At 62.2% G+C, this 16540-nt stretch carries 15 protein-coding genes; 7 read left to right on the forward strand and 8 right to left on the reverse strand.

Annotated elements, in window-relative coordinates; genetic code table 11:
• Positions 1 to 49: 49 nt before the first annotated feature.
• On the reverse strand, positions 50 to 1417 hold the full coding sequence (locus tag ACOCLD_RS04405) for a DUF3482 domain-containing protein (RefSeq protein WP_422910994.1): 1368 nt from the start codon (positions 1415 to 1417) through the stop codon (positions 50 to 52).
• On the reverse strand, positions 1410 to 2816 hold the full coding sequence (locus ACOCLD_RS04410) for a DUF2868 domain-containing protein (RefSeq protein ID WP_422910995.1): 1407 nt from the start codon (positions 2814 to 2816) through the stop codon (positions 1410 to 1412). The genes ACOCLD_RS04405 and ACOCLD_RS04410 overlap by 8 nt, the downstream gene beginning before the upstream one ends.
• Before the next feature lie 156 nt (positions 2817 to 2972).
• Here ACOCLD_RS04410 and ACOCLD_RS04415 point away from each other — a divergent pair, with 156 nt between their 5' ends.
• The 3 genes from ACOCLD_RS04415 (at position 2973) to ACOCLD_RS04425 (ending at position 5517) form a co-directional block, all read left to right on the forward strand.
• Positions 2973 to 4148 carry a diguanylate cyclase gene (locus ACOCLD_RS04415; protein WP_422910996.1) on the forward strand — a complete coding sequence of 392 codons (1176 nt, stop codon included), beginning with the start codon at positions 2973 to 2975 and terminating at the stop codon, positions 4146 to 4148.
• A 55-nt stretch (positions 4149 to 4203) separates the two neighbouring features.
• Complete coding sequence (locus ACOCLD_RS04420) at positions 4204 to 4716, forward strand: dihydrofolate reductase (protein WP_422910997.1); 513 nt, start codon at positions 4204 to 4206, stop codon at positions 4714 to 4716.
• Between the two features lie 153 nt (positions 4717 to 4869).
• Positions 4870 to 5517, forward strand: a complete 648-nt coding sequence (locus ACOCLD_RS04425; protein ID WP_392541106.1) for a YitT family protein — start codon at positions 4870 to 4872, stop codon at positions 5515 to 5517.
• Between the two features lie 50 nt (positions 5518 to 5567).
• Here ACOCLD_RS04425 and ilvD read toward each other — a convergent pair whose 3' ends face one another.
• The 6 genes from ilvD to ACOCLD_RS04455 form a co-directional block, all read right to left on the reverse strand.
• A complete protein-coding gene (ilvD, locus tag ACOCLD_RS04430; protein WP_422910998.1) occupies positions 5568 to 7415 on the reverse strand; it encodes a dihydroxy-acid dehydratase in 1848 nt (615 codons plus the stop codon).
• Between the two features lie 279 nt (positions 7416 to 7694).
• On the reverse strand, positions 7695 to 8549 hold the full coding sequence (locus tag ACOCLD_RS04435) for an ABC transporter permease (protein ID WP_422910999.1): 855 nt from the start codon (positions 8547 to 8549) through the stop codon (positions 7695 to 7697).
• Between the two features lie 10 nt (positions 8550 to 8559).
• Positions 8560 to 9792, reverse strand: a complete 1233-nt coding sequence (locus ACOCLD_RS04440; RefSeq protein WP_422911000.1) for an ABC transporter permease — start codon at positions 9790 to 9792, stop codon at positions 8560 to 8562.
• A gap of 54 nt (positions 9793 to 9846) precedes the next feature.
• A complete protein-coding gene (locus ACOCLD_RS04445) occupies positions 9847 to 10920 on the reverse strand; it encodes an ABC transporter substrate-binding protein (RefSeq protein WP_392541102.1) in 1074 nt (357 codons plus the stop codon).
• A gap of 36 nt (positions 10921 to 10956) precedes the next feature.
• Positions 10957 to 12072: an ABC transporter ATP-binding protein gene (locus ACOCLD_RS04450; RefSeq protein ID WP_257776725.1), complete on the reverse strand. Its 1116-nt coding sequence runs from the start codon at positions 12070 to 12072 to the stop codon at positions 10957 to 10959.
• Positions 12073 to 12344: 272 nt separating this feature from the next.
• The gene (locus tag ACOCLD_RS04455; protein WP_422911001.1) at positions 12345 to 13541 is read right to left on the reverse strand and encodes a class I SAM-dependent rRNA methyltransferase; all 1197 of its coding nucleotides are present in this window, start codon (positions 13539 to 13541) and stop codon (positions 12345 to 12347) included.
• A gap of 186 nt (positions 13542 to 13727) precedes the next feature.
• Here ACOCLD_RS04455 and ACOCLD_RS04460 point away from each other — a divergent pair, with 186 nt between their 5' ends.
• The 4 genes from ACOCLD_RS04460 (at position 13728) to ACOCLD_RS04475 (ending at position 16509) form a co-directional block, all read left to right on the forward strand.
• Complete coding sequence (locus ACOCLD_RS04460) at positions 13728 to 14540, forward strand: HDOD domain-containing protein (protein ID WP_257777429.1); 813 nt, start codon at positions 13728 to 13730, stop codon at positions 14538 to 14540.
• Between the two features lie 85 nt (positions 14541 to 14625).
• Positions 14626 to 15438, forward strand: coding sequence for a bifunctional DNA-formamidopyrimidine glycosylase/DNA-(apurinic or apyrimidinic site) lyase (gene mutM, locus ACOCLD_RS04465; protein WP_422911002.1), 813 nt, complete (start codon positions 14626 to 14628; stop codon positions 15436 to 15438).
• A 77-nt stretch (positions 15439 to 15515) separates the two neighbouring features.
• Complete coding sequence (locus ACOCLD_RS04470) at positions 15516 to 16094, forward strand: lysophospholipid acyltransferase family protein (protein WP_422911003.1); 579 nt, start codon at positions 15516 to 15518, stop codon at positions 16092 to 16094.
• Positions 16095 to 16170: 76 nt separating this feature from the next.
• Positions 16171 to 16509: a multidrug transporter gene (locus ACOCLD_RS04475; protein WP_422911004.1), complete on the forward strand. Its 339-nt coding sequence runs from the start codon at positions 16171 to 16173 to the stop codon at positions 16507 to 16509.
• Positions 16510 to 16540: the final 31 nt, after the last annotated feature.

Here is a 16540-nt window from a genome sequence, read left to right on the forward strand (position 1 = left end):
ATAGATGCTGTCCATGTGGGAGGGGCTTTAGCCGCGACGTCTTGAGCAGTTAGAGCAATTCCGCCGCCAACTGCTTTACCTGCTCCTGACGTTCGCTGTCTTCCAGCATTGCGCCGGGATTCAGCGATGACCATTCGGGATGCGCGCGGGCTTTGTGCAGGGCCTCCGGCAGTTTGCCTTCACGCCAACTGTTGTCCTGCGGCGTACTCAGGTTGATAGCCTCGACGGCGGCATGGCCACGGGCTTCCAGTGCGTACAGCAACTGCTGCTGGCGCAAGGCGAGCAGGCGCAGTACGGCGTCGTCCACGGTCAGCTCGCGCTGGCCCTTGAGTTTGCCTTTCAGCCGCGCGCCATAGCCGCGCAGAGTCTGCGCGCTGCCGCCGAGCACGGCGCCGATCAGCGCCGCCGCGCCAAGGGTGATGCCGCCGACCAGCAGATCGACGCCCACCCCGGTGGCCGCGCCCGCCGCCATACCGCCGCCGATATTGATGCCGAGCTGCTTGAGGGTTTCCGGGTTGAACAGGTCGTCGCCCCAACGGCCGTCGAGCAGCGGCAGGTCGCCGGCCTTGGCGTCGTCCCGACGGAAGGCATACAGACGCAGCAGGGCTTCCACGCAGCGTTGCTCGCGTTGGCGAATGGTTTGATGCAGGTCGCGGATGGCGCCTTGTTCCAGCACCGCTTGCGCCGCCACGCTGCGCCGGCAGGCGGCGCAGTCCAGCAGCAGTTCGGCGATCAGTCGCGCACCGCTGCTTTTGCGTAGTTGGCGTTGCGCTAGGTGATCGTCAATTAGCCGCTGCAGTTGTGGTCGGGCCTTTTCCTGTAGCAGCGCCAGGCTGTCGTAAAGGCGGCGTTCGCCATCCAGTGGCGGCGCCACGCTGTCGAAACACACGAGGGCATGCAGGCCGAGGCGGGCCAGGGCATCGCGCCACTCCTGCTCGCGGTGCTGGCTGCTGCTGACGAAGTTCAGCACCGGCAGCAAGGGTCGCCCGCACATGCTCAGCACCGCCAGTTCATCGCGGTATTTGGCCAGCACCGGCTCGCGCGCATCGATCACATAGAGGCCGGCATCCGAGGCCAGCAGTTGGCGCAACACCTTGGCTTCCTGCTCGAAACGCTGGCGTGCTTCGCTGCCGCCCAAGAAACGCGCCAGTCGCGCGGGGCCGTCCAGGCGTTCGCCGGGGCGATCCAGACGCTCCAGATAGTCCAGCAGGGCGATGGCGTCTTCCAGACCGGGCGTATCGTACAGTTCCAGCAGCGCCTCACCGTCCACCGACAGCCGCGCGCCTTCAACGTGGCGCGTGGTGCTGGGGCGGTGGGACACCTCGCCGAAGCCGACGTCGCGGGTCAGGGTGCGCAGCAGCGAGGTCTTGCCGACATTGGTATGGCCGACCACGGCGAGCTTCAGGGCTTTAGTCATGGCCATGCTCCAGCCAACTGAACGACGCACTGTCGCTGTAGCTCAGTTGCAGGTGCTCCAGTGCGCGGTGCCAGTCGCTCAGGCGCGCGCTGTCGAGGGCTTCACCGGGCGGCGGGGGCAGCAACCAGATGCGTGTGGCGGCTGCGCTGCGCGCCAGTTCACCGAGCAGCGCCAGGCTGCCACGATCCGGCGAGCGACGTGGGTCGCAGGCAATCAGCAGGCGCGCCGGCGGGAAGCGGCTGAGTTGGTCGAGCAGCTGGTTGCGCTGTTCGCGGCTGTCGATCACCCCAGCATCGCCGACGTTCTTGGGTAAAGCGGGTGGCCAGCTACGTTGTGGATCCAGCTCGACTGCAACCAGCAGCGCGCCTTGGCTACCTGCGCTGTGGTTGCCAGCCTGGGGTTGGTACAACTGTGCTGGCGCTGCATCGCACACGCCGAGGCGTTCGCTGCTTGGTTGCAGACGTTCACGCAGCAGGCTGTAGCCGGGCAGGCTGAGGTCCAGTTGCAGGCGCTTCTGCCCGGCTTGCCAGCACCACAGGCAGAACAGCGCCAAGAGCAGGCGTGGCAGGATACCGAAGACCAACAGCACGCCGAGCAGCCAGCCGGCCCAGGCATGCCGCGCGGCTTCGATGGGCAGGGCGGCATCGCCACTGGCGCGGATGATCTCGGCGCTGGGCACGGCAAATCCCAGCAGCGCCGGAATGGCGCCCAGGGCATGAGTCAGGCCGACAAAGGTGTCGCTGCCCAGCAGAGTGGTTTCCCAGACAAAGCCGTAGCGCCGGGTGGCCAGCAGGGCCAGTGTGATCAGCAGGGCACTGAGTAGAGCGACCAGCCACAGGCTATGTACCAGCAACCCCAACAGCCAGCGATTCAGCCCCTGGCGCTGCAACAGCAGCAGGAGTGCGGGGGGCAGTTGGGCGGCGCGGGCATCACGGGCCAGTTTTTCGCTCAGCCACAGCCATAACCGGCCCAGCGCGCCAGCCTGCTTACCGCCTAGCAGCAAACCCAGTAACCAGCCGAGCAATAACAGCAGATGCAGGCCAAGCAGGCTGCCCAGCGCCCAGAACACATTGACCGGGCGCTGGCCATCGCCCAATGCACTCAGAGCCAGGCCGGCACCGCTGAGCAGGGCCAGCAACACCAGCAGAGTCAATGCCAGGCGTGCGCCTTGCAGCCAGTGTTGCTGCGCGTGCAGCAGGCCGTCGCGGTTGGCCAGCCACAGGGCGCGGGCTTCGATGCGTGCCGACAGGTCGCTGGCAGCCTGCTGGGCATGGCGGTTGGCTTCGCTGTCTTCCAGTGGGCCGGCATGCTCTTCACGCAAGCGCAGGGCTTCGCACAGCCATAGACGCAGCAGGCGGTTGTGCGTTGGTTTGTCGAGTGGGCTCACACGGGCTTCCATTGGCGAGTGGAAAACACAGCATAACCGCAGCCGCCAGTGCGTGGCACAGTATGCGGGCGGTGTACTCCAGCGCTCAGCCCGGCTAGGCTGGCAGTGGAGGCGCTGTTATGGCGCATTGCGGCCGTGCAACCGATAACAATAAAAGCGAGAGCCATCGTGAAATTACCGCACCTGGAATGGGTCAGTCAGGATTCGCCCTATCTGCGTCAGCATCAGCAGGGCTTTCGCACGCTGTCGTTTGATGCCGAGCTTGAGCAGGCGTTCAAGCGCTACCACGCCAACGTGTTTCTGCGGCGCATGCGCTGGTCCTTGCTGGTGGCGACCTTGCTGGCGCTGCTGTTTGTGCTGATCGATGCGATCAACCTGCCGGATCCCCTGCGCGGGCAGATACTGACCCTGCGCCTGGGCGTAATCCAGCCGATGCTCTTGCTGGCCTGGTTGGCGACCTACCGACCGGGGCTGCGCGACCACCTGCAATTGATCGGCGGCGTTGTGGCGCTGCTCTGCGGGCTGGCGGTGGCGGGCATTATCGGTCTGGCCCGTTACCACAGTTTTGCCCTGCCTTATGAGGGCATCATTCTGGTCACCGTATTCTTCTACTTTCTCACCGGGCTGCGTTTTACCACCGCCGTATTGTGCGGTTGGCTGACCTTTCTGGCCTATGTGGCGGTGGAGCTGAGCCTCGGCCTGGCCGGCGAGTTGTTGCTGAGCAATGCCCTGTTCCTGGCGCTGGCCAACATTATTGGCTCAGTGGGCTGTTATTCCCTGGAATACGCCACGCGGCAGAACTTCCTTGCCAACGGGCTGCTGCAGGATCTGGCCGAGAAGGATTTTCTCACCGGGCTGCTTAACCGCCGCGCCTTCAGTGAACGTGCCGAGCGCAGTTGGCGTCAGGCCCAGCGCGACAAGCAGGCTCTGGGCGTGGTGATGATGGATGTGGACTTCTTCAAGCGCTACAACGACCACTATGGTCACGCGGCGGGTGATGAGGCACTGCGCCAGATCGCCCGGGTGATCGGTGAGCATGCCCGGCGGCCGCTGGACTGCGCTGCACGTTATGGCGGCGAGGAGTTTGTCGGTATCTGGTATGGCCTTGGTGAGGAGCAATTGCTGACGATCCTGGAAGATATCCGCCGGGCCATCGAAGCACTGCAGCTCGAGCATGTGCGTTCTGATGCCGCCAGCGTGGTCACGCTGAGTATCGGCATGGCCTACCTATTGCCACAACCTCATCAGGACCTTGGCGATGCCCTGCGCCTGGCCGATGTTGCGCTCTATCTGGCCAAGGAGCAGGGGCGCAATCGCGTGGTCAGCAAGCGGCAGGACGCATAGGTCTGAAGCCCGCCAAGGCTTCAATGATTGCCACGGAGTCGGTATTCTCGCGCCTATGAAAAATTCACTGCCCCTCTGCCTGATCGCTGCCCTCGCGGAAAACCGCGTGATTGGCCGCGATAACCAACTGCCCTGGCACCTGCCGGCGGACCTCAAGCACTTCAAGGCGCTGACCTTGGGCAAGCCGATCATCATGGGGCGCAAGACCTGGGATTCCCTCGGTCGGCCGTTGCCGGGCCGGCTTAATCTGGTGGTCAGCCGTCAGCCTGGCTTGCAGCTGGAAGGCGCGGAAGTGTTCACCAGTCTTGATGCTGCGCTCGAACGCGCTGAAGCCTGGGCACGCGAGGAAGATGCCGAGGAGCTGATGCTGATCGGTGGTGCGCAACTCTATGAGCTGGGGCTGGCCCAGGCTGATCGCCTGTACCTGACCCGCGTTGGTATCAGCCCCCAGGGCGATGCCTACTTCCCCGACGTGGCCGAGGCTGATTGGCACCTGTCATCCGCCATTGAACACCCGGAAGGCCTGGAAACACCGGGCTATGTGTTCGAGGTGTGGGACCGCAAATAGTCCATCCGGGCTGAATCCCTTGCTGCATTGATCTGCGCCAGGGTGGTTGCCGACATGGCATGCCACCTTGCGTGTCGTTGTTGCGTGGCGTTACGCCGTTCTTGCTGGTCGCTACGCTGTCTATTGCCGTTTGCCCTCTACAGGTTGTTCCTCATGCATGACGCTGATGCCGATCACGCCGAGCCGGATCGTATTGCCGCGATCTTTATTCGCCACCCGCTCTGGGAAGATGGCCTGGCGCTGCTGTTGGGTACGGCCATGGTGGCGTTGGGGATCACCCTCTATAGCCAGGCCGGCTTGTTAACCGGCGGCACCGTGGGTTTGGCCTTTCTGCTGAAGTACCTGCTCGGTTGGCCGTTTGGGCTGGTGTTCTTTCTGATCAACCTGCCGTTCTACGCCCTGGCCATCTGGCGCATGGGCTGGCCGTTTACCCTGCGCACCTTCTGCGCGGTGGGGATGGTCTCGCTGCTGGCCGAATTGACGCCGCAGTGGATTGGCTTCACCCACCTCAACGTGGTGTATGCCGCGCTGTTCGGTGGTTTCGCCATGGGCCTGGGCTTGCTGATGCTGTTCCGCCACCGCGCCAGCCTCGGTGGGGTGAATATCCTCGCGCTGTACCTGCAGGAGCGTTTCGGCCTGCGCGCCGGCAAGGTGCAGATGGCTATTGATGTGCTGATCGTGCTGGGGGCGGTCCTGATTGTGCCGCTGGACAAGGTGGCGCTGTCGATTCTCGGCGCGCTGGCACTGAACATGGTGCTGGCGATCAACCACCGCGCCGGGCGTTATATGGGCGTCAGTTAACAACAAAAAAGCCCGGCACTGAGCCGGGCTTTTGCGTGTTGCGGACTGGCTTATTGCACCAGTTTTTCCAGCAGTGCCTTGTCGCGTACAGCACCTTTGTCGGCGCTGGTGGCGAGCAGGGCGTAGGCCTTGAGCGCCGTGGTAACTTTGCGCGGGCGCTGTTCCACCGGCTTCCAGCCCTTCTTGTCCTGTTCCACGCGGCGTGCGGCCAGCTCTTCATCGCTGACCAGCAGATTGATGCTGCGCTCGTGGATATTGATCAGGATCTTGTCGCCTTCGCGCACCAGACCGATGGCGCCGCCGGCAGCCGCTTCCGGGGACGCATGGCCGATGGACAGGCCCGAGGTGCCGCCGGAGAAGCGGCCGTCAGTGAGCAGGGCGCAGGCTTTGCCCAGGCCCTTGGACTTCAGATAAGAAGTCGGATACAGCATTTCCTGCATGCCCGGGCCGCCTTTCGGGCCTTCGTAGCGGATGATGACGATGTCGCCTTCCTTCACTTCGTCGGCGAGGATGCCGCGCACGGCGCTGTCCTGGCTCTCGTAGATCTTGGCGCTGCCTTCGAAGATGTGGATCGACTCATCCACACCGGCGGTTTTCACCACGCAGCCGTCGAGGGCGATGTTGCCGTACAGCACGGCCAGGCCGCCCTCTTTCGAGTAGGCGTGTTCGAAGCTGCGGATGCAGCCGTTCTCGCGGTCGTCGTCGAGGGTGTCCCAGCGGGTCGACTGGCTGAACGCGGTCTGCGTCGGGATGCCCGCCGGGCCAGCCTTGAAGAAGGTGTGCACGGCTTCATCGTTGGTCTGGGTGATGTCCCACTTGGCGATGGCTTCGGCCACGGACTTGCTGTGCACGGTCGGCAGGTCGGTGTGCAGCAGGCCGCCACGGGCCAGCGAGCCGAGGATGCTCATGATGCCGCCCGCGCGGTGCACGTCTTCCATGTGGTACTTCTGGATGTTCGGCGCAACCTTGCACAGTTGCGGCACGACGCGGGACAGGCGGTCGATATCGCGCAGGTCGAAATCGATCTCGGCTTCCTGGGCGGCGGCCAGCAGGTGCAGGATGGTGTTGGTCGAACCGCCCATGGCGATGTCGAGCATCATGGCGTTTTCGAACGCCTTGAAGTTGGCGATGTTGCGCGGCAGTACCGATGCGTCGTTCTCGCCGTAGTAGCGTTTGCACAGCTCGACAATGGTGCGGCCGGCGGTGAGGAACAGCTGCTCGCGGTCGCTGTGAGTAGCCAGGGTCGAACCATTGCCCGGCAGGGCCAGGCCCAGAGCTTCGGTCAGGCAGTTCATCGAGTTGGCGGTGAACATGCCGGAGCAGCTGCCGCAGGTCGGGCAGGCGCTGCGCTCGTATTCGGCGACTTTTTCATCCGAAGCGGTGCTGTCGGCGGCGATGACCATGGCGTCGACCAGGTCCAGGCCGTGGCTGGCCAGTTTGGTCTTGCCGGCTTCCATCGGTCCGCCGGAAACGAAGATCACCGGGATGTTCAGGCGCAGGGCGGCCATTAGCATGCCTGGGGTGATCTTGTCGCAGTTGGAGATGCACACGATGGCGTCGGCGCAGTGGGCGTTGACCATGTACTCGACGGCGTCGGCGATGATCTCGCGGCTTGGTAGCGAATAGAGCATGCCGTCGTGGCCCATGGCGATGCCGTCGTCCACGGCGATGGTGTTGAATTCTTTCGCTACGCCACCATGCTTCTCGATCTCGCGGGCGACCAGCTGGCCGAGGTCCTTCAGGTGCACGTGGCCGGGCACGAACTGGGTGAAGGAGTTGGCGATGGCGATGATCGGTTTCTTGAAGTCTTCGTCCTTCATCCCGGTGGCACGCCACAGGGCACGGGCACCGGCCATGTTGCGGCCGTGGGTGGAGGTCTTCGAGCGGTAATCAGGCATGGCGATAAATCCTGCAAAGGCTATTCAGGTCACGCGTGCACAAGCAATAACGCTGTGCGGGCAACGGGCTGTTGATGCGTATGTTGAGCCGGGTTCAGGTCCAAGGCAAACGCAAGTGCGCATTTGTCGGGCCGGGGCGCTGCCTGACGCGGGGTGGGCGCTGGCGTGGCTGGGCTACAAGGTCCGCCTGGATAGGGCAGGAGAGGGCCGATTCTAATCCCTTGGCGCGTTCGCAAGGAAGGCCGGCGCGCTCAGCGGCGCGCGGTTTTGGCGGGTGTGTTAGCTGATCTGTTCGATGCCGCGCATGCGCTCGGCGCGGCGGCGCAGCAGCTCGATGGTCACCAGCAGGGCGATGGACACCAGGATCAGCAAGGTGGCGATGGCCAGGATGCTTGGGTTGATCTGCTCGCGCAGGCCCGAGAACATCTGCCGCGGGATGGTGCGCTGCTGCGGACCGGCCATAAACAGGATCACCACCACCTCGTCGAACGAGGTGATAAAGGCGAACAGCGCGCCGGAAATCACCCCGGGGCGAATCAGCGGCATGATGATGTCGAAGAACACCCGCAGCGGCGTGGCCCCCAGATTCAGCGCGGCGCGGGCCAGGCTGTAGTCGAAACCGGTGAGAGTGGCCGTTACGGTGATGATCACAAACGGTGTGCCCAACGCGGCGTGAGCAATGATCACTCCGAGGTAATTACCGGCCAGGCCCAGGTTGGAATAGAAGAAGAACATGCCGGCGGCGGTGATGATCAGCGGCACGATCATCGGCGACAGCAGCAGGGCGGTTATCAGCCGCCGCGCGGGCATATCGTCGCGGGCCAGACCGACCGCCGCGCAGGTGCCGAGCACAGTGGCAATCAGGGTGGCAAAGAGACCAATCAGAAAGCTGTTCTTGATCGCCAGCAGCCACTTGTCGTCGTTGAATATGGCCGTGTACCAGCGCAGTGAATAGGCCTCGGGCTGCAGGGTGAGCATGCCTTCGGTAAAGCTGAAGAATGGCTCGACATTGAATGACAACGGGATGATCACCAGGATCGGCAGGATCAGAAACAGCAGCACCAGCCAGGAGCTGGTTTTCAGTAGCCAGGCGCCGATGTGGTGCCAGAAGCCGTAGTAGGCGGGAATCTTCATGGTCAGTTCCTTAGCCCAGTTTGATATTGCTGGCGCCGACAAAGCGGTCGTACAGCCAGTACAGCAGCAGGATCAGGCCGAGCAGCAGCGAGCCCAGCGCGGCGGCCAGTTCCCAGTTGTTCGAGCGTTGCATGTGGAAGGCGATGATGTTGCTGATCATCTGGCCGTCGGTGCCGCCGACCAGCGCCGGGGTGATGTAGTAGCCCACGGAAATGATGAACACCAGTAGCGCCCCGGCGCTCAGGCCCGGTAGGGTCATTGGGAAGTAGATGCGCGCAAAGGCCGGAATCGGCCGTGCGCCCAGTGACAGCGCGGCACGCAGGTAGCTGGGGTCAATCCCGCGCATCACGCTGTACAACGGCAGGATCATGAACGGCAGCAGGATGTGGGTCATCGCCACCACGGTGGCAAACGAGGTGTAGAGCATCTCGATGGGTTGACCGATCACGCCGATTCCGAGCAGAAAGGAGTTGATCACGCCGTTGGTCTGCAGCAGCGCGATCCAGGCGGTGGTGCGCACCAGCAGCGAGGTCCAGAACGGCAGCAACACCAGCACCAGCAGCAGGTTGGCGCGGTTCTCCGGCAGGCCGGCCAGGTAGTAGGCCAGTGGGTAGCCGAGCAGGGCACAGAACAGGGTGATGACCAGCGCCATGTTCAGGGTCTTGCTGTACAGCTGTAGATAAATTTGTGTGTCTTCGCGTACCTGAATGCCTTGCTCGGGGTGTAGCTCCAGGTCGAGTGCGGTCAGGTAGTAATCATAGGTATAGGGTTTGCCGGCCCGCTGGATGGCGTACCAGATTTCCGGCTTGCTCCAGTTGCGGTGCGACTTGAGCAGAATTTCAGCACCCTGCTGCTCGAGTTGTTCGGCCTGCAGGCGGCTGAGCTTGCGGGCGCTGGCTTTGACCACGCTGGACATGCCGGCCGAAGCGCGGTTGAACTCTTCGGCCAGTTTGCCGGACTGGCGCTCTTTGGCCAGCGCGTGCAGTTCCTGGGCGAACACGCTCAGGGTTTGTTGATCAGGTGTGGCTTTGCCGTCCCAGCGTTGCAGTTCGTGCAGGGTCAGCGGAATCATTGCGGCCACCGTCGGGTGATGGACGCTGCGCCAGAGCATGCTGGCAATCGGGGCGACAAAGGACAGCAGGATAAACACCAGCAGCGGCACGACGAACAGAAAGGCGGTGAGGCGCTTCTTGTTGCGTGCACTGGAGGCCTGGCTGGCTTCGGAGCGGGTCAGAGAGGACAAGGTGTTACTCCGCAGAGCCGACCCCCTCTCCCTGAAGAGAGGGGGCATGGCGGGTTACTTCAACAGCCACTCGTTGAATTTTTCACCGAGGGATTCGCCATAGTCAGCCCAGAAGTCCGAACCGGCCTGGATGCCTTTATCCAGGTGTGCGGTTGGCAGGTGCGGGGCCGCGCTCTGGTCAGCCAGCGGCATGGACGATTTGCGAGTCGGGCCGTAGGCCACGTCCGGCATGCCGGCAAGTGGGGTGGAGCCGGTGGCGTAGGCGATGAATTTCAGCGCCAGGTCTTTCTTCTTCGAGCCTTTGACGATGGCCCAGGCGTCGAGGTCGTAGACGTGGCCGTCCCAGACGATGACGAAGGGTTTGTTCTCCTGGCGGATGGAGTCATAGAAGCGGCCATTAGCCGACTGCACCAGCACGGCACCGCCGTCGTTGAGCAGTTGCGGAGCTTGCGACCAAGAGTCGAACCAGACGATGTCCTTCTTGATGGTGTCCAGCTTGGCAAAGGCGCGGGCCTGGCCTTCCGGCGTCGACAGCACGTCATAGACTTCGCCCGGTGGCACGCCATCGGCCAGCAGCGCCCATTCCATGTTCACTTGCGGGCGTTTGCGCAGGGCGCGCTTGCCAGGGATTTTGCTGGTGTCGAAGAAGTCGCCGATGCTCGCGGCCTTGGTGCCGCCGATGGTCTTCTCGTTGTAGGCGAAGACCACCGACCAGACGATGTTGCCGACCGCGCAGTCGCTGGCCAGGGCCTCGGGGATAAAGTCCTTCTCGGCTGGCACACCATCGATACCGGGCGGCAGGATGTCGCGCGGGATGCTTTCCAGCAGGCCTTCGGAGCAGGCACGCTCCAGGTCGATCACTTCGAAGTCGACCACGTCCCACTGGATATTGCCGGACTCGACCTGGGCTTTGATCTCGGCCACACCACCGGTGTAGTCCTCGAACAGCACCTTGTTGCCGGTGTCTTTCTGGAAGGGGTCAATCACGTGCTTCTGTTGTGCGGCGCCGTAGGCTCCGCCCCATGACACCACGGTCAGGGTTTCCTGGGCGCTGGCGGCAAAACTTGCCGTGCCCAGGGCTGCGGCGAGGGCGAAGGTGGAAAAGCGGGTGGTCAGTGTTCTAGCCATTGCTGTGCTCCATTGCTTCTGCTTCTAGTTATGGGGTCAGGGTGTGCTGACGGCGGGGCGATCCAGGGCCTGGCTGTCCTGCGGTAGCCAGGCCAGGGCGACTTCTTGCTTGGCGCTGAGTTGCGGAGCGCTGCTGTCGTTCATGTTCTTCACCACCAACTCGGTGCCGCCGGCGGTTTCGAAGTGGTAGCGGATGTATTCGCCGACGTAATGCCGGGTGACGAAGCGCGCCATGACCTGATTGCCGGCACTGCCGAGGCGGTCGGTGAAGCTGAGTTTTTCCGGGCGGATCGACACTGTGGTGGGTTGGCCGATTTCGGTGCAGTTGGCTTTCAGGGTGCTGACCAGGCCGCCGTCATCCAGGCGTACCTGTACGTTGTCGGCCCCGACGCTTTCGATCACGCCCTTGAGCTTGTTGCTTTCGCCAATAAAGTCGGCGACGAACAGGTTGGCCGGGCGCTCGTAGAGCACGTGGGGCGGCGCGCACTGCTGGACGATGCCGTTGTTGAACACGGCGATGCGGTCGCTCATGGTCAGCGCTTCGGTCTGGTCGTGGGTCACGTAGATCACGGTAAAGCCGAGCTGCTCATGCAGGCGCTTGATCTCGAACTGCATCTGCTCGCGCAGTTTCTTGTCCAGCGCGCCGAGGGGTTCGTCCATCAGCACGATGTCCGGGGCAAAGATCAGCGCACGGGCCAGGGCCACGCGCTGACGCTGGCCGCCGGAGAGTTGGCCAGGGAAGCGGTTGCCGAAATCCAGCAGCTCGACCAGCGACAGGTACTCATCAACCTTGGCGCGAATCACGTCCTTGGGTTGCTTGCGGATCTTCAGCGGGTAGGCGAGGTTCTCGCGCAGGGTCATGTGCGGGAACAGCGCGTACTGCTGGAACACCATGCCGATATTGCGCTGGTAGGGCGCGATGCTGGTGACCGAGCGACCGTTGATCAGGATTTCGCCGCTGGTCACGTCCTCGAACCCGGCGAGCATCATCAGGCAGGTGGTTTTACCCGAGCCGGAGGGGCCGAGCAGGGTGATAAATTCGCCCTTGGCCACATCCAGATTGAAGTCCTTGACCACCAGATGCTTGTGGTCGTAGGTCTTCTTGACGTTGGTGAATTGCAGGAATGCTTTATCCCCAGCCTGGTCAGCCATACCCCTCCCCGATTGTGCTCTGAACAGCCAGCCGCTTGTGGCCGTTGGCTGCATGCTTGGATCCGCAAGCCCGTCGTCTGTGGTAACGGGTACTTGTTTGAATGATCAAGTTACGCAAGCACTGTGCCAGTAGGCACCGCTGTGTTGCGATGGCGTGGTTGCTGGGGGTAAGCCTAGCCCAGGCGCGGGGTTGCGCCAGGCGGTGTGGGGAGTGGTAACAGGGCGGGAGAGAAAGAAGCACCTGCCAAGACGCACTCGGCAGGTGCAGGTGCTCAGCTATTGGGCAGCAGGCGCACGGTCAGGCTCTTGATATAGCGGGTCTCGTTGATTGCCGGGTGTACGGGGTGATCCGGGCCCTGGGCGCCACGTTCGAGCAGCTGGATATTGCGATCCAGATGGCGCGCGCTGGTCAGCAGGATGTTCTGCAGGTTGTCTTCTTCCAGGTGCATGGAGCAACTGGCGCTGACCAGGATGCCGTCCTTGTTGAGCAGGCGCATGGCTTGCTCGTTGAGGCGACGATAGGCACCTTCACCGTTCTTCTGGTCTTTCTTGCGTTTGATAAAGGCGGGTGGGTCGGCGACGATCACGTCGAAGCGTTCTTCGGCGGATTTGAGCTGTTTCAGCGCCTCGAACACATCGCCTTCGACGCAGGCGACCTGATCGGTCAAACCGTTCAGTGCAGCGTTGCGCTCCACACCGTCGAGGGCAAAACCGGAAGCGTCCACGCACATCACGTCGCTGGCGCCGAAGGCTGCTGCCTGCACGCCCCAGCCGCCGATATAGCTGAACAGATCGAGCACGCGCTTGCCTTTGACGTAGGGTGCCAGGCGCGCGCGGTTCATGCGGTGGTCGTAGAACCAGCCGGTCTTCTGCCCTTCGATCACCGGTGCTTCAAATTTAACGCCGTTCTCTTCCAGGGCCACCCATTCCGGTACTACGCCGAAGGCGGTGTCGACATAGCGCTCCAGGCCTTCGGCATCACGGGCGGCGGAGTCGTTCTTGAACAGGACGCCGCTGGGTTTGCACACCTGGATCAGCGCAGCCAGCACGTCATCCTTGTGGCGTTCCATGGTGGCGGATGCCAGCTGCACCACCAGAATGTCGAAGAAACGGTCAACCACCAGCCCTGGCAGCAGGTCGGAGTCGCCATACACCAGGCGGTAGCAAGGCTTGTCGAACAGCCGCTCGCGCAGACTCAGGGCGACGTTGAGGCGATGCACCAGCAGAGACTTGTCCAGCACGTGCTTGACGTCACGCGACAGCAGGCGCGCGCAGATCAGGTTGTTCGGGCTCATCGCGACGACGCCCAGCGGTTTGCCGCCGGCCGCTTCGAGGATGGCCTGGTCGCCCGCAGCAAAACCACTCAACGGTGTGGCGGTCACGTCAATTTCGTTGCTGTACACCCACAGATGGCCGGCACGCAGGCGTCGATCGGCGTTGGCTTTCAGGCGCAGGCTGGGCAGGGACATGCTGAGGGACTCCGAAAAAAGAGCGGAATTATAGCGGTTTCATCACGCGCGCGTCGGTTACAAAAGTCGTCTGTGGAAGTTTGGCGGCTTTAGCTAGACTGTGTCACACCTCACATTCCGGTTGTGTCCGTCATGTCCCAAGAGCTTTCCGCCGAATATATCCAGCAGGTACTGCAAGGCATCAGCGTGCCGCCGCAACCGCAGATCATGGTGGATTTGCAGATGGAGCAGGTGATGCCCAATCCGGATCTGCGCGCCATCGCCAAGCTGATCAGCCAGGATCCGGGCTTGTCCGGGGCGTTGTTGAAACTGGTGAATTCGCCGTTCTTCGGCCTGACCAATCGCATTGCCTCGATTCAGCAGGCGGTCAATCTGCTGGGCTGCAATACGGTGATCAACCTGATCAACGCGCAGTCGATCCGTGGTGAGCTGACCGATGAGGCCATCGTCACCCTCAACCGCTTCTGGGACACCGCCCAGGATGTGGCGATGACCTGCCTGACCCTGGCCAAGCGCATCGGCTACCACTCACCGGACGAGGCCTACACCCTCGGCCTGTTTCACAATTGCGGCATCCCGCTGATGCTCAAGCGCTTCCCCAATTACATGACGGTGCTGGAAGAAGCCTATGCCAGTGCTACCGATGAACGCCGGATAGTGGATACCGAGAACCGTCTGCTCAACACCAACCATGCAGTGGTCGGTTATTTCACAGCCAAGTCATGGAACCTGCCGTTGCACCTGTGCGAAGCCATCGCCAGTCACCACAACGCGCTGGCAATCTTCACCGAAGACTCCAGCCGTGATGCGCAGCTGAAAACTCTGTTGGCCATCCTCAAGATGGCCGAGCACATCTGTTCGAGCTATCGCGTCTTGGGTAATCAGCCCGATGACTTTGAATGGCAGAGCATCGAACAGCTGGTGCTGGAGTATGTCGGGTTGTCGGAGTATGACTTCGAGAACCTGCGCGAGAGCATCCGTGACATGGGCGCAAGCTAGCCCTAGCCCGCGTTGCCTGACTCGTCGCTTTTACCCATTCCTGCTAAGGTGAGCGCCCGTTTTTCGGCTCACCTGACGACCTGCCATGCCCGAACTTCCAGAAGTAGAAACCACTCGCCGTGGCATTGCGCCTTACCTTGAAGGGCAGCGTGTCAGGCGGGTGATTGTGCGTGAGCGACGCTTGCGCTGGCCAATTCCCGAGGACCTGGATATCCAGCTGTCGGGACAGCGTATCGAGAGCGTCGAGCGGCGTGCCAAGTACCTGCTGATCAAGGTTGAAACCGGCACGCTGATCAGTCACCTGGGTATGTCCGGCAGCCTGCGTCTGGTCGAGTGCGGCCTGCCGGCGGCCAAGCATGAACATGTGGACATCGAACTGGAATCGGGAATGGCGTTGCGTTACACCGATCCGCGGCGTTTCGGTGCGCTGCTCTGGAGCCTTGAGCCACTGGAGCATGTACTGCTGAGCAAGTTGGGGCCGGAGCCGCTGACCGATCTGTTTGATGGCGAGCGGCTGTTCCAGCTGTCCCGTGGTCGCGCCATGGCGGTCAAGCCGTTCATCATGGATAACGCGGTGGTGGTGGGGGTGGGCAACATCTACGCCAGCGAAGCGCTGTTTGCTGCCGGTATCGACCCGCGCCGCGAGGCCGGTTCGGTGTCGCGGGCGCGCTATCTGAAACTGGCAGATGAGATCAAACGCATCCTCGCCTATGCCATCGAACGCGGCGGCACCACGTTGCGTGATTTTGTCGGCGGCGATGGTCAGCCGGGGTATTTCCAGCAGGAACTGTTCGTCTACGGCCGCGCGGGTGAGTTCTGCAAGGCCTGCGGCAGTACCCTGCGCGAGGTCAAACTGGGCCAGCGCGCCAGCGTTTATTGTCCACGCTGCCAACGCTAGGGTTATGACATCGGGTTAAGGTGTGCGGCCTAACCTGTGCTGTGCAACACAACAATAAGAAACACCGAGGTTTATTGATGTCCGGTAACTATCTGCCCCGTAGCCCATTGGCCGAGTGGGTTGGCCGTACTGCCCTGAAACTGATGGGCTGGCGCATCGAAGGTGAACTGCCGAAGCTCGACAAGTTTGTGGTGATTGGGGCGCACCACACCTCCAACTGGGATTTCGTGATTTTTATCGCGGTGAAGTTCGTTTTGCGCCTCAATGCCCGCTGGTTCGGCAAACACACCATCTTCCGCTGGCCGTTCGGTGCTCTGATGCGCCTGTGGGGCGGTATCGCCATCCGCCGTGAACGCCAGGGCAATACCGTCGAGCAGGCAGTACGGGCCTTTGCCGAGCATGAGCAATTTATGCTGATCCTCTCGCCCGAAGGCACGCGCAAGAAGGTCGAGCGCTGGAAGATGGGTTTCTATCATATTGCCCTCGGCGCCGGCGTACCGATTGTGCTGGGCGCGCTGGACTATCAGAATCGCCGCGTCTTTATTGGGCCGACCTTTGTGCCGACAGGCGATGAAGCGGCCGATATCAAGGCGATTCTGGCGTTTTACCGACCCTTTATTCCGAAAAAACCTGAATATGCCTTTTATGGCGATTGACGGCCGTCACGCTGACAATTACCAATGCGCTGTTATAGTTAGACCCACCGCCTCCTAATAGCTGAAGGATCGCCCCATGAAACTGTTCCGCTCCACCGCTGCTGCTCTGGCGCTGACCACTGGCTTGCTGGCCCTGCCGGCTCACGCTGACGTGGCGCAGCAGAACACTAGCGGCGACCCTCTTTACACGGTTGAAGCACCGAAAGCTTTTTCAATGGTTGGCGATTTAGTGATTGCCCGTCCGTTGCTGATCGCTGCCACTGTTATTGGGGCAGGTGTGTTTGTTGTCACGCTGCCATTCTCGGCGGCGGGCGGCAATATCGGTGAGGCTGGCAAGGCACTGGTCGTAGAGCCAGGCGAAGCTGCTTTTGTGCGTTGCCTGGGTTGCACCACAAGCGGTTACAAGAAAAACTAATCCGGTTTTTCTGCTGCCAAACGGCCTTTCG

The sequence above is a fragment of the Pseudomonas cimarronensis genome, from assembly GCF_049331905.1.
GTDB lineage: Bacteria > Pseudomonadota > Gammaproteobacteria > Pseudomonadales > Pseudomonadaceae > Aquipseudomonas.

What these genes read in the sequence shown, in the direction of transcription:
- ACOCLD_RS04470 (WP_422911003.1), top strand. Translation starts at nt 15,516, where the DNA reads ATGTCCGGTAACTATCTGCCCCGTAGCCCATTGGCCGAGTGGGTTGGC.
- ACOCLD_RS04410 (WP_422910995.1), bottom strand. Translation starts at nt 2,816, where the DNA reads ATGGAAGCCCGTGTGAGCCCACTCGACAAACCAACGCACAACCGCCTG.
- ACOCLD_RS04475 (WP_422911004.1), top strand. Translation starts at nt 16,171, where the DNA reads ATGAAACTGTTCCGCTCCACCGCTGCTGCTCTGGCGCTGACCACTGGC.
- ilvD (WP_422910998.1), bottom strand. Translation starts at nt 7,415, where the DNA reads ATGCCTGATTACCGCTCGAAGACCTCCACCCACGGCCGCAACATGGCC.
- ACOCLD_RS04450 (WP_257776725.1), bottom strand. Translation starts at nt 12,072, where the DNA reads ATGGCTGACCAGGCTGGGGATAAAGCATTCCTGCAATTCACCAACGTC.
- ACOCLD_RS04445 (WP_392541102.1), bottom strand. Translation starts at nt 10,920, where the DNA reads ATGGCTAGAACACTGACCACCCGCTTTTCCACCTTCGCCCTCGCCGCA.
- mutM (WP_422911002.1), top strand. Translation starts at nt 14,626, where the DNA reads ATGCCCGAACTTCCAGAAGTAGAAACCACTCGCCGTGGCATTGCGCCT.
- ACOCLD_RS04405 (WP_422910994.1), bottom strand. Translation starts at nt 1,417, where the DNA reads ATGACTAAAGCCCTGAAGCTCGCCGTGGTCGGCCATACCAATGTCGGC.
- ACOCLD_RS04420 (WP_422910997.1), top strand. Translation starts at nt 4,204, where the DNA reads ATGAAAAATTCACTGCCCCTCTGCCTGATCGCTGCCCTCGCGGAAAAC.
- ACOCLD_RS04425 (WP_392541106.1), top strand. Translation starts at nt 4,870, where the DNA reads ATGCATGACGCTGATGCCGATCACGCCGAGCCGGATCGTATTGCCGCG.
- ACOCLD_RS04455 (WP_422911001.1), bottom strand. Translation starts at nt 13,541, where the DNA reads ATGTCCCTGCCCAGCCTGCGCCTGAAAGCCAACGCCGATCGACGCCTG.
- ACOCLD_RS04435 (WP_422910999.1), bottom strand. Translation starts at nt 8,549, where the DNA reads ATGAAGATTCCCGCCTACTACGGCTTCTGGCACCACATCGGCGCCTGG.